The organism is Litorisediminicola beolgyonensis (genome assembly GCF_042679605.1).
Taxonomy (GTDB): domain Bacteria; phylum Pseudomonadota; class Alphaproteobacteria; order Rhodobacterales; family Rhodobacteraceae; genus Litorisediminicola; species Litorisediminicola beolgyonensis.
On sequence record NZ_JBHTMU010000023.1, the window covers coordinates 1 to 13,508 of the forward strand.

The following is a 13,508-nucleotide window of genomic DNA, read 5'->3' on the forward strand; positions in this document are numbered from 1 at the left end:
ATGCGCCCGCGACACAACCTCGTCACTCGGCGCAAACGTCGCGTTCGGATCGTGATGACTCATCTCTGTCTCCTCCTTAGTCGCTTTGGAGCGGGGATGGACAGACAGAACGGACCGCCGAGAACGCGCCGTGCGGCACGCTCCACCCCCTCTAAAACTTGACGCGACGATACACGGCCTTTGAAAAAACACAACTAACCTACCGTAATGCAGCAGAAATCCTGTAAACGGATTTCCTCCTCCCTGCAAAACCTGTAAACCGCGTTGACGACGTCACGTAAGCCAATGAATCTAGCGGGTGTTAGCGAAAATCAATCGTTGCGATTGAAGCGCGTCGGATTAATTCGCGCGCGACTAGGTTCCGGCTTGCGGCAGGGCGCGATTGCGCTACGGTCCGTGCCCAAGCGGCGGAACGGCCGCAACTCACTGACAGATCTGGGAGGATCACCATGACCAAACTCGCCGCGCAGAGCGCGCTCGTTCTTGCTGCCCTGTCCCTGGCCGGAGAGGCCGCCGCGACCGAATGGAACGTCTCCGTCTGGGGCAAGCGCCGCGCCTTCACCGAGCACATCCACAAGCTGGCGGAGCTGGTCGAGGAAAAGACCAACGGCGAGTTCACCATGAACATCTCCTATGGCGGCCTGTCGAAGAACACCGACAATCTCGACGGCATCTCCATCGGCGCCTTCGAGATGGCACAGTTCTGCGCGGGCTATCACCCCGACAAGAACCGCGCGATCACCGTGCTCGAGCTGCCCTTCATGGGCGTGAACACGCTCGCCGAGGAAACCGCGGTCAGCCATGCCGTCTATGCCCACCCGGCGGTGGCCGAGGAGATGGCCAACTGGAACGCGCGCATGCTGATGACCTCGCCCATGCCGCAATACAATCTCGTCGGCACCGGCGAGCCGCGCGACACGCTGGAGAGCTTCGACGGCATGCGGGTGCGCGCTACCGGCGGCCTCGGCGAGGCGTTCAAGGCCGTGGGCGCGGTCCCGACCTCGGTGACCTCTTCGGAAGCCTACCAGGCGATGGAGTCGGGTGTGGTCGACACCGTGGCCTTCGCCCAGCACGCGCATCTTTCCTTCGGCACCATCAACGAGGCCGATTGGTGGACCGCGAACCTCAACCCCGGCACGGTGAACTGCCCGGTCGTGGTCAATATCGACGCCTATGACATGCTCTCGGACGAGGAGCGCGAGGCGCTCGAAAGCTCGATCCCGGAAGCGATCGATTACTACCTGTCGAACTATGGCGAGCTCCTGCAGCGCTGGGACAGCGTTTTGGAGGAAAAGGGCGTGACCAAGGTGATGGTCTCCGACGCCGAGCTCGAGAAATTCGCCGAGGTCGCCAACCCGATCCACACCGCCTGGATCGAGGAGATGACCGCGCAGGGTCTGCCGGGGCAGGAGCTCTATGACCTCGTGAACAGCACGCTGGAAGACACGCGCGCTTCGAACTGACGCAATCGGGAAGGCCCGGCCGCAAAAGCGTGGCCGGGCCTTGTCGCTGAAGGAGAAGCGCGATGGCGGGTGCGTCCTCCGTCCTGGAAGACAGCAGTCTTCTGAGCCGTCTCGACCGCGGGCTGTTGCGGCTCGAGCGGCTGTTCGCGCTGGTCTCCGGGATCTTTGTCTTCGGCCTGATGGTGCTCGCCGTGATCTCGGTCACCGGGCGGAACGGCTTCAACGAACCGCTGCCGGGCTATGTCGACTGGATCGAGGCCTTCATGCCGCTGATCGCGATCCTCGGCGTCTCCTATGTGCAGCGCTCGGGCGGACATATCCGCATGGACATCGTCGTCGGCAGGCTCGGGGGCAGGGCGCTCTGGGCGGCGGAGTGGCTGACCACCTTTGCCATACTGGTGCTGGCAGTGGCGCTTCTCTGGGGGAGCTGGTCGCATTTCCTGCGGAGTTTCGACATGGGCGCGCCGCTCTGGAGCCGTGACAGCTCCATCGACATCGGGCTGCCGATCTGGCCCGCCAAGCTTGTCGTGCCGGTGGCCTTCGCGGTGCTGATCCCGCGTCTGGTCCTGCAGCTCTGGGGCTACGGGCGGGCGTTCCTGCAGGGCCTGGACCGGCCCGTCGCGGTGCCGCTGGTGCAATCGGCGGCGGAGCAGGCGGCGGAAGAGGCCGAACACCTGGCGGCGAGGGACTGAGCGCATGGATCCCATCGAAATCGGCCTCGGGGTCACGGGCGCGCTTCTGGTCATGGTCGTCCTCGGCATGCGGGTGGCCTTTGCCGCTGGCCTGGCGGGGCTGATCGGGCTCGTCTGGATCTTCTGGGACCGGTTCGACTACGCCCCCGACCGCTTCGGCCGGGCGCTGACCATCGCGATCAAGACGGCGGGGCAGGTGCCCCACTCCAAGGTGTCGAGCCAGGCGCTGAGCCTGATCCCGACCTTCATCCTGATCGGGTTCCTGGCCTATTACGCCGGTCTCACCCGCGCGCTCTTCGAGGCCGCCAAACGCTGGATCGCGTGGCTGCCGGGCGGGCTTGCGGTGTCGACGGTCTTCGCGACGGCGGGCTTCGCGGCGGTCTCGGGGGCGAGCGTGGCGACGGCGGCGGTCTTCGCGCGGATCGCGATCCCCGAGATGCTCAAGATCGGCTACGACAAGCGCTTCGCCGCGGGCGTCGTGGCCGCGGGCGGCACTCTGGCCTCGCTCATTCCGCCCTCGGCGATCCTGGTGATCTACGCGATCATCGTCGAGCAGGACGTGGGCAAGCTGTTGCTCGCGGGGTTCCTGCCGGGGCTCTTCTCGGCCATCGTCTACGCGCTTCTGATCGTGGGCCTCGCGCTGACCATCAAGGGCTTCGGCCCGCCGGTCACCGGGTTCACCTGGCGGCAGCGGTTCGAGAGTCTGCCGCCGGCGCTGCCCATCGTGGCGGTCGTCGTCATCATCATCTGCTTCGTCTACAACCCGTTCGGAGGCGATGCCTGGGGCACGCCGACCGAGGGCGGGGCCATCGGCGCCTTCATCGTCTTCTGCATGGCGGTCTTCCGGGGCATGCGCTGGCCCGAGTTGAAGGACGCGCTCTTGGAGACCGCGAAGCTCTCGATCATGATCTTCACGATCATCTGGGGTGTGCTGATCTATGTGCGGTTCCTTGGCTTTGCCGATCTGCCCTCGGCGTTCTCGGACTGGATCACTTCGCTGCACTATCCGCCGCTCCTGATCCTTGTCTGCATCCTCCTGGCCTACGCAGTGCTCGGTATGTTCATGGACGCGATCGGGATGCTGCTTCTGACCCTGCCGGTGGTCTACCCGGCGATCATGGCGCTCAACGGCGGAGAGTTCGTTTCGGCCGAGGAGTCGGCTTTCGGCATGTCGGGACCGATGTGCGCGGTCTGGTTCGGCATTCTCGTGGTGAAGATGGCGGAGTTCTGCCTGATCACGCCGCCCATCGGGCTCAACTGTTTCGTGGTGGCGGGGGTGAGGCCGGATTTGTCGGTGCAGGACGTGTTCCGGGGCGTGATCCCGTTCTTCGTCGCCGACGCCGTGACCATTGCGCTCCTGGTGGCGTTCCCGGCCATCGTGTTATGGCTGCCGTCTCTAGCCTGAACTTTTTCGCAAACCCGCACCGTCGAGACACGCTTTTACGGGGCGAGGGAACCTGTGCGCGTGATCCGCGTTTTATCCGCACAATGAGAGGCGCCCAGGGCACCTCGTTCACCAGACAACGCGCCGGTCACGACGCAGTCCCGTATCAACGCGGGAACCGCCCAAGGTATGGCGTGTCACAAGCCGGGAGACCGGCGCATTCAAAGGAGACGTCCCATGCTCGGTTGGGCACTGACTTTCTTCATCGTCGCGATCATCGCAGCTGTTCTTGGCTTCGGCGGTATTGCCGGCGCATCCGCAGGTATCGCCCAGATCCTGTTCTACATCTTCCTCGTTCTGTTCGTGGTATCGCTGGTTGTGAAACTCGTCCGCCGCGCCTGACGCGCTGCGAGAGCGAGACAAGGAAAAGCCGGGGCAAACTGCCCCGGCTTTTTTGATGGAAGGATGTTTTTTTGAACTCAGGCGCGCAGTGTCTCGGTCGATGAGAAGAACATCGCCTGGCTGATCGCGGAGCGGACCTGTTCCTCGGAATAGGGCTTCGAGATCAGGAAGGCGGGTTCGGGCTTTTCGCCGGTCAGGAGCCGCTCGGGGAAGGCGGTGATGAAGATCACCGGACGCTCGCCCAGCTCGCGCAGAAGATCGTTGACCGCGTCGACACCCGAGGAGTTATCCGCCAGCTGGATGTCGGCCAGGATGAGGTCCGGCGTTTCCTGCTGACCGAGCTTGACCGCCCCGTCGCGGGTGCGTGCGACGCCGGTGACCCGGTGTCCGAGATCGGCGACGATGCTTTCGAGGTCCATGGCGATGATCGCCTCGTCCTCGATGATCAGGACGCGGCCCGACATGCCGTCGGCCATTTCCTGACGCGCGGTCTCGATCAGCGCCTCGGATTCGTCGGACCCGATCTGCATGACCTCACCGACTTCGCTGATGGTGAATTCCTCGATCGTGTGTAGCAAAAGTGCTTCACGGCTGTTGGTGGTCAGCTTCGAGAGATGGCGCTGCGCGGCGGCACGCGGACCCGAGGTTTCCTCGGTCACCGGCGCGCCGGTGGTCACCCAGATGCCGTGGAAGACCTGAAACAGCCCGACTTTGTAGGACGACGTGTCCTCGAGGATGCTGCGGTCGGCAAGCACGGCCTCGAGGGTCGCGGCGGCGTATTGGTCTCCGGTGGATTGCGCTCCGGTCAGAGCACGCGCATAGCGCCGCAGGAAAGGTAGAGCCGCACCGATTTCGCTGCTGAGGTCTGCCTGTGACATGTTTTATAAAATCCCTAGCGTTTTTTCGGGAACCAAACGCGTGGACGACCAGTTTGTTCCTGACAAATGGGGATAAACGCAGGCCGTTCACACGCAGGATACAGATGGCCCAGCATCAAAACAACGCAAAGAAGGCACAGGTGATCGACGATAACCTGAAACGTGTCTACGAGGATATGCTCGAGCAGGACGTTCCTGACCGGTTTCTGGACCTGTTGGCGCAGTTGCGCGAACAGGACAATTCAGAAACGGACGAGGACGGTTCTGAGCGATGACAGCCGATCCACGGGACGAACTCGTGGAGCACCTACCGGCGCTCCGCGCATTTGCACTCAGCTTGACGCGCAATGGCGCGTTGGCGGACGACATGGTTCAGGACAGCCTTGTGAAGGCGTGGACCAAAATCCACACCTTCGAGCCCGGCACAAACATGCGGGCCTGGCTGTTTACGATCCTTCGCAACACCTATTACTCCAACCGGCGCAAGGCCGGTCGGGAAGTCTCCGACACAGACGGTCTTCTGACCGACGGTTTGTCGGAGAAACCGGCCCATGACGGTCGGCTCCAGATGGCCGATTTCCAGCGCGCCTTCGCCAAGCTGAACGACGAGCAGCGCGAAGCGCTGATCCTCGTCGGTGCCTCGGGCTTCAGTTACGAAGAGGCGGCCGAGATGTGTGGCGTTGCGGTCGGAACCATCAAGAGCCGGACCAATCGCGGCCGCGCGCGCCTTGCCGAGCTCATGCAGCTCGAAGACGACGACGCGCTCGAGATGACGGATTCGGCGACACTTGCGGTTGTCTCCGGCTACAGATCATCGTCAGCGAGTTGACCGATGATCGGAGCGCCCGGCCCAAGACCGGTCCCAAGCGGCTTGGGAGCCCGGATCATCGCGTTTCTGTCGATCGCGCTGGTTCCGCTTGGGCTTGTTGCATACTACCAGACCGCGGAGCTTGAGCGGGAGACGCAGGCGCGTGCCCAGCTCAGCCTTGTCGCTCTGGCCGAAAGCGCGACCACGGGCGAGCGTCGGCTTCTGGCGCAGGCCACGGGCGCGGCTCAGGCGCTCGGCACGATCGACGCGGTCGTCGAAGGTGCCCGTGCGCAATGCGATGCCTATGTCACCGATTTCCGCGAAAAGACAGAGACTTACTCCTTTGTCGGCGTGTTCTCGACCGCCGGGCAGACGCTCTGTTCCTCGTCGCGCAAACCCTTCGACCTGAAGAAATATCCCGAGATCCTGACGGCCCTCAAGGTCGCCCAGCCCGCGCTCCTGCGCGAGGAGCACGCCGCCATCAGCGGCGTTCCGGTCGTCGCGGTGATGCATCCGTTCTTCGACGGCGGCGAGCTCAAGGGCCACGTGCTCCTGTCGATCCCGGCCGAGAACCTGCGCATCGCCGACGAGCTCGAGGCAGTGTCGGACGAGCTTGAGGATGTGGTGATCTTCAACAGCCGGGGGCAGGTCCTCTCGGCGTCGAGCGGGTCGGCGGAGTTCGGACGGCTTCTGCCCAAATCCATTGGGCTGGGCTCGCTCTCGCAGGACCCGGTCGCCAGCTTTTTCGCCGAAAGCGCCGATGGCGAGACGCGGGTCTATGCCGTGGCGCCGCTCATTCCCGGCCGCGCCTGGTCGCTCGGAATCTGGCCGGGTGACAGCACACCGGCGCGCTCGGTCGCGCCCGACCGGCTGGCCATCTCGCTGCCGTTCCTGATGTGGGTCGCGAGCGTGATCGTCGCCTATCTCGCCGTGAACCGCCTGGTGATCCGCCATATCCGCACCCTGCGCTACCAGATGCGCAGCTTCGCCCGCGACCGCCGCGTTCCGGCCCAGAGCACTGCCGCCGACATGGCGCTCGAGCTTCGGGACATGGAGAACGACTTCCTGCACATGGCCTCGTCCATTATGCAGGACGAGGCGCAGCTCGAAAACTCGCTGCGCGAAAAGACCATTCTTCTCAAAGAGGTGCATCACAGGGTCAAGAACAACCTGCAGCTCATCTCCTCGATCATGAACATGCAGATCCGCAACTCGGACAACGAGGAGACGCGGCTGGTCCTGAAGCGCCTTCAGGAACGGATCCGCGGCCTTGCCACGATCCACAGGAACCTCTACCAGGCCGGCGATCTCGGCCATGTCGACGCCCGCGACCTTCTGCGCGAACTGATTGAGCAGACCAGCATCGGCCAGCGGACGGGCTGCAAGATCGAGCTCGAGACCGATCTCGCTCCGGTCGAGCTTTACCCCGACCAGGCCGTGCCGCTGTCGCTCCTGACCGCCGAGGCGCTGACCAATGCCGACAAGTACATGGAGCCCGGGGCCGACGGCGTCTTCCGCGTCGGTGTCTGCCTGGAGCGGCGGGCCGGGCGCGAGATCCGTCTCGAGGTGAGCAACTCGGCCGGGGACATCCCGGCGCCGCCCGATCCGCGCGGCGGGCTCGGCACCCGCCTCATGCGCGCCTTCGCCACCCAGCTCGGCGGGTCGCTGGAACAGGCGCAGGAAGACGGCATCTATCGCGTCCGCGTCGATTTCCAGACCGCGGATTTCAAACCCGAAGTCGTGGATTACTGAGGCCTCGCTATGACCCGCAAAACGCCCGACCTCGCCCCTCTGCCGAAGCCGCGCACCCGCGAGGGTCGTCTGCGCCGCGTCGGCGTGGAGATCGAGTTCGGTGCGCTGCAGGAAACCCGCGTCGCCGAAATCGTGCAGGAGCTCTTCGGGGGCGAGGTCCGGCGGCGCAGCGACAAGGGCCTTCTGGTCTGCGACAGCACGCTTGGCGATATCGAGCTCTATCTCGACAGCCAGTACCTGCGCGACGACGGCTCCAAGCTCGAGAAAAGCCTGCATGACCTCGCCCGCAGCGTCGTTCCCGTCGAGATCGTCACCGAGCCGATCGAGCCCGCGCAGATCGCCGATCTCGACCGGCTCGTTACCCGGCTGCGCGACGAAGGCGCGACGGGCACCGCGGCCGGCGTGTTCCTGGGCTTCGGGGTCCATTTCAACCCCGAGGTCGTGGCGATGGATGCCGACGAGATCGTGCCGGTGCTGCATGCTTTCGCCTTCACCGAGAACGCGCTGCGCGAGGCCATGCAGATCGACTTTTCCCGCCGGGTGCTGCCCTTCGTCGATCCCTATCCCAAGGCGCTTCTCGACGCGCTCGCGACCGAGGAAATCGGCGATCTCGACGATCTGATGCGGGTCTACCTGAAGAACGCGCCGTCGCGGAATCACGGGCTCGACATGCTGTGCATCCTGGCCGAGCACGATGCCGACCGGGTGCGCAACACGCTGGGCGACGCGCTGGTCTCGGCCCGGCCGACCTATCACTACCGGCTGCCCGATTGTCGGATCGACGAGCCGGGCTGGTCGCTTGCGCTGGAATGGAACCGCTGGGTGCGGGTCGAGGAGATGGCCGAGGACGCCGAGCTGATCGCCGATCTGCGCGCGGGCTGGCGGGCGCATTCCGCCGCGCTCACGACCCGTCGCGCCGATTGGGTCAAGCGCTCCGCCGCCATGGTCGGAGGTCTGCGATGAGCCGTCCTGTCATCGGTGTCACCGTCTCGCGCCGCTCCGGCTGGCGCATCTACCCGCTCATGGCGCTGAACCTCTGGCTCGCCGGGGCGCGCGCGCTCAAATGGCAGAGCGGCCGCGAGATCGACCTCGAGCGCGTCCACGGCGTCGTGATCGGCGGCGGCGACGACATCGCGCCCACGCTCTATGGCGGCGAGCTGCGCATGGGTATCCGGATCGACCACGACCGCGACCAGCTCGAGCAGGACGTGATCCGCGCGGCCTTCGATCGCGAGCTGCCGATCCTCGGCATCTGCCGCGGGGCGCAGATGCTCAACGTCACGCTCGGCGGCACGCTGCACCAAGAGGCCTACAAGGTCTTCGAGGATTCGATCTACGTGCGCACCATCCTGCCGCGCAAACACGTCACCCTCGACGAGGACACGCTTCTGGCGCGGGTGACCTGCAGGAGCTCGCTCAAGGTCAACGCGCTGCATCACCAGGCGGTCAACGACCTGGGGAGGGGACTGCGCGTCGCGGCACGCGATCAGGGCGGCATGGTGCAGGCCATCGAGCGGGTCCGCGACCCGTTCGCGCTTGGCGTCCAGTGGCACCCGGAGCATCTCTTCTATCGCCGCCCGCACCGGCGATTGTTCCGGGCGCTGGTCGAGGCGGCACGGGCCAGGCAGGCGGATCGCGGCCAGCTTGCCGCCGCCGAGGCCGAGGCCCAGAGTGCCTGATCTGCGACGCTTCGTGGCAAAATAGGCACGTATCCGCCGCTGCCTGAGCAGGCCCGTCACGGTTTCGGGGAACCTTGGTCGTTTCACTCGCGTTCGGTCTGTGAAAAGCAGAGGACCAACCGATGACGACTTCAGTCTTTCTCGTCGGACTGGCTGCGCTAAGTGCGATTGCGGTGTTAATTCTTGCGCTGACAAGCCAAGAGAAGCGCAACCCGGCGACGACCCGGCCCGACCGGCGACATTCGACCGCGGCACGCGGTTCACAGTCGCGGTAACGAAACGATCAAGCAAAAGGGGCCGGTCACCGGCCCCTTTTCGCGTCTGGGCTCTGGATCTCCGGCGCGGGCTGATTACTGGTCTTCTGTGAAGCGACAGGAGCCCCAGACATGCGCCAAGACATCGAAACCCGCATCAAGGTCGCGCGCGGCGAGGCGCCCGCGGATATCGTGCTGCGCGGCGGGCAGGTTCTGGACCTGGTGACGGGGGCGCTGCTCGACGGCGACGTGGCGATCCTCGGCGACCGGATCGTCGGCACCTGCGCCACCTACGAGGGGCGCGAGGTGATCGACGTCACCGGGCTGACGCTCGTGCCGGGCTTCATAGACACGCATCTGCACGTGGAAAGCTCGCTCGTCACGCCCTTCGAGTTCGACCGCTGCGTCACCCCACGCGGCGTGACCACGGCGATCTGCGATCCGCACGAGATCGCCAACGTGATCGGCGCCGACGGCATCCGCTATTTCCAGGCGGCCTCGGAGCGGCTGGTCATGGACCTGCGGGTGCAGCTCTCGTCCTGCGTGCCCTCGACCCATATGGAGACCGCGGGCGCCGAGCTTCTGGCAGGTGATCTGGAGCGGCTGATGGGGCATCCCTCGGGGATCGGCCTTGCGGAATTCATGAACTATCCCGGCGTGTTGCACTGCGACCCTCAGGCGATGGAGAAGCTTGCGCTTTTCGAGGGCGGGCATATCGATGGGCATTGTCCGCTGCTGTCGGGCCGCGATCTCAGCGCCTATATCGCCGCGGGCATCCGCACTGAGCACGAGGCGACGAGCGAGGAAGAGGCTTTGGAGAAGCTGCAGAAGGGCATGCGCGTCCTGATCCGCGAAGGCTCGGTCTCGAAGGATCTGCACGCGCTGGCGCCGGTCCTGACCGAGACGACCGCGCCCTATATGTGTCTCTGCACCGACGACCGGAACCCGCTCGACATCGCCGAGCAGGGTCATCTCGACCACATGATCCGCACGCTCATTGCGCGCGGCACGCCGGTGCTGGCCGCCTATCGGGCGGCGTCCTTGTCGGCGGCCGAGGCGTTCGGTCTCAAGGATCGCGGGCTGATCGCGCCGGGCCTCCGCGCCGATATCGTTGCGCTCGGGTCGCTCGAGGCTTGCGATGCCCGGATGGTGATCGCGGGCGGGCGCGTCGTGGGTGATGCGGCTTTTGCCGCGCGCGAGCTGATCGCACCCGTGGGACGAAATTCCGTTCGCGCCCCGAATGTTAAGGCGGAGAGTTTCCGCACCACTGGAAATCGCGAAGAGGTGCCGGTCATAGGTATTCGCGAGGGTCAGATTCTGACCGACCACCTGACCGAGACAGTCGCGATCGAGGACGGCGACCAGCGGCCCGATCCGGCGCGCGATCTCATGCGGATCGCGGTGATCGAGCGGCACGGGCGGAACGGCAACATCGCCCGGGGCTTCGTGCGCGGCTTCGGGATGCAGTCCGGGGCCATCGCCTCGACCGTTTGTCACGACCACCACAATATCGCGGTGGTGGGCGCCGATTATGCCGACATGGCGCTGGCCGCCAACCGGCTGTCCGAGATCGAAGGCGGCTTCGTGGTGACGCGCGACGGCGCGGTTCTGGCGGAACTGGCGCTGCCGGTCGCCGGACTGATGAGCCTCGAGAGCTTCGAGGAGGTCCGCGACCGGCTGATCGACCTGCGCGCGGCTGCCCGGAGCCTGGGTGTGGTGCTGGAAGAGCCGTTCCTGCAACTGGCCTTCCTTGCCCTGCCGGTGATCCCTGCGCTCAAGATCACCGATCGCGGCATGGTGGATGTCACGCGGTTCGAAATCCTGAGCTGAGCTGTCACCGGGCTGTTACCTTGCGCTGCTACGCGCGGGGAAACGCAGAGCGCGCGTGTCTCTGGAACGCCGCGCAAGGGTCTGACAGGGTTTGGAAATGACGACATACGCGCTCAATGGTCTGGGTCGCATCGGAAAGCTGGCGCTGAAGCCGCTGCTGGAACGCGGCGCCGAGATCGCCTGGATCAACGACGCGGTCGGCGATCCGGAGATGCATGCGCATCTTCTCGAGTTCGACACGGTCCATGGGCGCTGGGACGCGAGGATCGAGGCCCATGGGGACGCGATCAGTATCGACGGCACGCGACTGCCGGTGCTGTCCGAAAGAGACCTCGCCAAGCTGCCGCTCGACGGGGTCGATGTCGTCATCGACTGCACCGGCGCGTTCAAGACCGCGGCGAAGCTCCAGCCCTATTTCGACGCGGGGGTGAAGAAGGTCGTCGTCTCGGCCCCGGTGAAAGAGGACGAGGCCGCCAATATCGTCTACGGCGTCAATCACGACGTCTACGATCCCGCGCGCCATCGCATTGTCACGGCCGCAAGCTGCACGACCAACTGCCTCGCGCCGGTTGTTAAGGTGGTACACGAAAAGATCGGAATAAGGCACGGGTCAATAACGACGATCCATAACGTGACAAACACGCAAACCATTGTGGATCGGCCGGCCAAAGACCTGCGTCGGGCGCGCTCGGCGCTGAATGCGCTGATCCCGACCACCACGGGCTCGGCGACGGCGATCACGCTCATCTATCCCGAGCTCAAGGGGCGGCTGAACGGCCATGCCGTCCGCGTCCCGCTGCTGAACGGCTCGCTCACCGATTGCGTCTTCGAGGTCGCGCGCGAGACCAGCGCCGAAGAGGTCAACGCGCTCTTCGCCGAGGCTGCAGAGGGCGTTCTGAAAGGCATCCTCGGTTACGAGACGCGGCCCCTTGTCTCGACCGATTTCACCAACGACGCGCGGTCGTCGATCATCGACGCGCCCTCGACGATGGTGGTGAACGGGACGCAGGTGAAGGTCTACGCGTGGTACGACAACGAGTGGGGCTACGCGCATCGGCTGGTCGATGTGGCCCTCATGGTCGGCGCGTCGCTGTGAGCCGTCCCGAGGGGCTCTCGGCCTATGTCGCGGTGACCGCGGCCTATTGGGCGTTCATGCTGAGCGACGGCGCGCTGAGGATGCTGGTGCTCCTGCATTTCCACAGGCTGGGCTTCTCGCCGGTGACGCTGGCCTATCTCTTCCTGCTCTACGAGCTTGCGGGCATCGTGACGAACCTCTCGGCCGGCTGGATCGCCAAGCGCTTCGGGCTGACCACGACGCTCTATGCCGGGCTGGGGCTGCAGGTCGTGGCGCTTCTGGCCCTGGCGCGGCTCGATCCCGGCTGGGCGGTCAGCGCGTCGGTCGCCTATGTCATGGCGGTGCAGGGCGCGACGGGCGTGGCCAAGGATCTGGCGAAGATGTCGTCGAAATCGGCGGTCAAGCTCCTGGCGCCATCGGGACAGGGCGGGCTCTTTCGCTGGGTCGCGCTGCTGACCGGATCGAAGAACGCGGTGAAGGGGCTGGGGTTTTTTACCGGTGCCGCACTCTTGGGCGTCGCGGGCTTCACCGCGTCGGTCCTTGGCATGGCGCTGGTTCTCGCGGTGATCCTCGCGGCGGTGATCTGGAAGATGCCGCCGGGGCTGCCGCAGGGGAAGAAGGGCACCAGGTTCGCGGAGGTCGTGTCGTCCAACCCCAACGTGAACTGGTTGAGCGCGGCGCGGGTGTTCCTCTTCGGCGCGCGGGACGTGTGGTTCGTCGTCGGGATCCCTATCTACTTCTACGCGGTGCTCTCGGACGGCAGCGAGGCCGGGAACCGGCAGGCGTTCTTCCTGATTGGCAGCTTCATGGCGGTCTGGACGATCCTTTACGGTTTCGTGCAGGGAAGCGCGCCGAGGCTCCTGAAGGCCGACAGGCGGCCCGAGAGCGATCTCGTCTTGGCAGCGCGCGGCTGGGTGACGGCGCTGATCGCCATTCCGGCTGTGCTGGCGGGTCTTGTCTGGGCGCTGGGGCCGACGCCGGTGACGACGGGAGCGCTGGTGGTGGGGCTTCTCATGTTCGGTGCGGTCTTCGCGGTGAACTCGGCGCTCCACTCCTACCTGATCCTCGCCTTCACCAGCGGCGAGCGGGTCACGATGGATGTGGGGTTCTACTACATGGCCAATGCCGCGGGGCGGCTTCTGGGCACGCTTTTGTCGGGGCTCTGTTTCCAGATGGGCGGGGTTGGCCTCTGTCTCGCCGCGGCGGCGGTGATGCTCGCGCTGTCGGCTTACGGGGCAGGGCGGCTCAGGCCGGGGACGGACACCGCCCCGGCCTGAGCACGGGTCTTCGA

Annotated in this window: 13 protein-coding genes; 12 read left to right on the forward strand and 1 reads right to left on the reverse strand. The window is 65.3% G+C overall.

Features of this window, described 5'->3' with window-relative positions; all coding sequences use genetic code 11:
* Positions 1 to 449 precede the first annotated feature (449 nt).
* The 4 genes from ACFQ4E_RS13005 to ACFQ4E_RS13020 all read left to right on the forward strand — a co-directional run bounded on the left by ACFQ4E_RS13005 (position 450) and on the right by ACFQ4E_RS13020 (position 3,941).
* The gene (locus tag ACFQ4E_RS13005; RefSeq protein WP_386804224.1) at positions 450 to 1,463 is read left to right on the forward strand and encodes a C4-dicarboxylate TRAP transporter substrate-binding protein; all 1,014 of its coding nucleotides are present in this window, start codon (positions 450 to 452) and stop codon (positions 1,461 to 1,463) included.
* A 62-nt stretch (positions 1,464 to 1,525) separates the two neighbouring features.
* Complete coding sequence (locus ACFQ4E_RS13010) at positions 1,526 to 2,155, forward strand: TRAP transporter small permease subunit (RefSeq protein WP_386804226.1); 630 nt, start codon at positions 1,526 to 1,528, stop codon at positions 2,153 to 2,155.
* A 4-nt stretch (positions 2,156 to 2,159) separates the two neighbouring features.
* On the forward strand, positions 2,160 to 3,560 hold the full coding sequence (locus tag ACFQ4E_RS13015; RefSeq protein ID WP_386804228.1) for a TRAP transporter large permease: 1,401 nt from the start codon (positions 2,160 to 2,162) through the stop codon (positions 3,558 to 3,560).
* A 216-nt stretch (positions 3,561 to 3,776) separates the two neighbouring features.
* Positions 3,777 to 3,941 carry a DUF1328 domain-containing protein gene (locus tag ACFQ4E_RS13020; protein ID WP_386804230.1) on the forward strand — a complete coding sequence of 55 codons (165 nt, stop codon included), beginning with the start codon at positions 3,777 to 3,779 and terminating at the stop codon, positions 3,939 to 3,941.
* A gap of 77 nt (positions 3,942 to 4,018) precedes the next feature.
* Here ACFQ4E_RS13020 and ACFQ4E_RS13025 read toward each other — a convergent pair whose 3' ends face one another.
* Positions 4,019 to 4,819: a response regulator gene (locus tag ACFQ4E_RS13025; protein ID WP_386804232.1), complete on the reverse strand. Its 801-nt coding sequence runs from the start codon at positions 4,817 to 4,819 to the stop codon at positions 4,019 to 4,021.
* A gap of 104 nt (positions 4,820 to 4,923) precedes the next feature.
* Here ACFQ4E_RS13025 and ACFQ4E_RS13030 point away from each other — a divergent pair, with 104 nt between their 5' ends.
* From ACFQ4E_RS13030 to arsJ, 8 genes are all read left to right on the forward strand, one after another.
* Positions 4,924 to 5,094, forward strand: coding sequence for a NepR family anti-sigma factor (locus ACFQ4E_RS13030; protein WP_386804234.1), 171 nt, complete (start codon positions 4,924 to 4,926; stop codon positions 5,092 to 5,094).
* Positions 5,091 to 5,648 carry an RNA polymerase sigma factor gene (locus ACFQ4E_RS13035; RefSeq protein ID WP_386804236.1) on the forward strand — a complete coding sequence of 186 codons (558 nt, stop codon included), beginning with the start codon at positions 5,091 to 5,093 and terminating at the stop codon, positions 5,646 to 5,648. The genes ACFQ4E_RS13030 and ACFQ4E_RS13035 overlap by 4 nt, the downstream gene beginning before the upstream one ends.
* A 3-nt stretch (positions 5,649 to 5,651) precedes the next feature.
* The gene (locus ACFQ4E_RS13040; protein WP_386804238.1) at positions 5,652 to 7,379 is read left to right on the forward strand and encodes a histidine kinase dimerization/phosphoacceptor domain -containing protein; all 1,728 of its coding nucleotides are present in this window, start codon (positions 5,652 to 5,654) and stop codon (positions 7,377 to 7,379) included.
* Positions 7,380 to 7,388: 9 nt separating this feature from the next.
* Positions 7,389 to 8,342, forward strand: coding sequence for an amidoligase family protein (locus ACFQ4E_RS13045; protein ID WP_386804240.1), 954 nt, complete (start codon positions 7,389 to 7,391; stop codon positions 8,340 to 8,342).
* Positions 8,339 to 9,058: a gamma-glutamyl-gamma-aminobutyrate hydrolase family protein gene (locus ACFQ4E_RS13050; protein WP_386804241.1), complete on the forward strand. Its 720-nt coding sequence runs from the start codon at positions 8,339 to 8,341 to the stop codon at positions 9,056 to 9,058. The genes ACFQ4E_RS13045 and ACFQ4E_RS13050 overlap by 4 nt, the downstream gene beginning before the upstream one ends.
* 386 nt (positions 9,059 to 9,444) lie before the next feature.
* The gene (gene ade / locus ACFQ4E_RS13055; protein ID WP_386804243.1) at positions 9,445 to 11,142 is read left to right on the forward strand and encodes an adenine deaminase; all 1,698 of its coding nucleotides are present in this window, start codon (positions 9,445 to 9,447) and stop codon (positions 11,140 to 11,142) included.
* Positions 11,143 to 11,239: 97 nt separating this feature from the next.
* Positions 11,240 to 12,238, forward strand: coding sequence for an ArsJ-associated glyceraldehyde-3-phosphate dehydrogenase (locus ACFQ4E_RS13060; RefSeq protein ID WP_386804245.1), 999 nt, complete (start codon positions 11,240 to 11,242; stop codon positions 12,236 to 12,238).
* Positions 12,235 to 13,494, forward strand: a complete 1,260-nt coding sequence (gene arsJ, locus ACFQ4E_RS13065; RefSeq protein WP_386804247.1) for an organoarsenical effux MFS transporter ArsJ — start codon at positions 12,235 to 12,237, stop codon at positions 13,492 to 13,494. The genes ACFQ4E_RS13060 and arsJ overlap by 4 nt, the downstream gene beginning before the upstream one ends.
* Positions 13,495 to 13,508 lie beyond the last annotated feature (14 nt).

Excerpts from the sequence above, each read along its gene's own strand:
- ACFQ4E_RS13005 (WP_386804224.1), top strand. The coding sequence starts at position 450 with ATGACCAAACTCGCCGCGCAGAGCGCGCTCGTTCTTGCTGCCCTGTCC.
- ACFQ4E_RS13010 (WP_386804226.1), top strand. The coding sequence starts at position 1,526 with ATGGCGGGTGCGTCCTCCGTCCTGGAAGACAGCAGTCTTCTGAGCCGT.
- ACFQ4E_RS13015 (WP_386804228.1), top strand. The coding sequence starts at position 2,160 with ATGGATCCCATCGAAATCGGCCTCGGGGTCACGGGCGCGCTTCTGGTC.
- ACFQ4E_RS13020 (WP_386804230.1), top strand. The coding sequence starts at position 3,777 with ATGCTCGGTTGGGCACTGACTTTCTTCATCGTCGCGATCATCGCAGCT.
- ACFQ4E_RS13025 (WP_386804232.1), bottom strand. The coding sequence starts at position 4,819 with ATGTCACAGGCAGACCTCAGCAGCGAAATCGGTGCGGCTCTACCTTTC.
- ACFQ4E_RS13030 (WP_386804234.1), top strand. The coding sequence starts at position 4,924 with ATGGCCCAGCATCAAAACAACGCAAAGAAGGCACAGGTGATCGACGAT.
- ACFQ4E_RS13035 (WP_386804236.1), top strand. The coding sequence starts at position 5,091 with ATGACAGCCGATCCACGGGACGAACTCGTGGAGCACCTACCGGCGCTC.
- ACFQ4E_RS13040 (WP_386804238.1), top strand. The coding sequence starts at position 5,652 with ATGATCGGAGCGCCCGGCCCAAGACCGGTCCCAAGCGGCTTGGGAGCC.
- ACFQ4E_RS13045 (WP_386804240.1), top strand. The coding sequence starts at position 7,389 with ATGACCCGCAAAACGCCCGACCTCGCCCCTCTGCCGAAGCCGCGCACC.
- ACFQ4E_RS13050 (WP_386804241.1), top strand. The coding sequence starts at position 8,339 with ATGAGCCGTCCTGTCATCGGTGTCACCGTCTCGCGCCGCTCCGGCTGG.
- ade (WP_386804243.1), top strand. The coding sequence starts at position 9,445 with ATGCGCCAAGACATCGAAACCCGCATCAAGGTCGCGCGCGGCGAGGCG.
- ACFQ4E_RS13060 (WP_386804245.1), top strand. The coding sequence starts at position 11,240 with ATGACGACATACGCGCTCAATGGTCTGGGTCGCATCGGAAAGCTGGCG.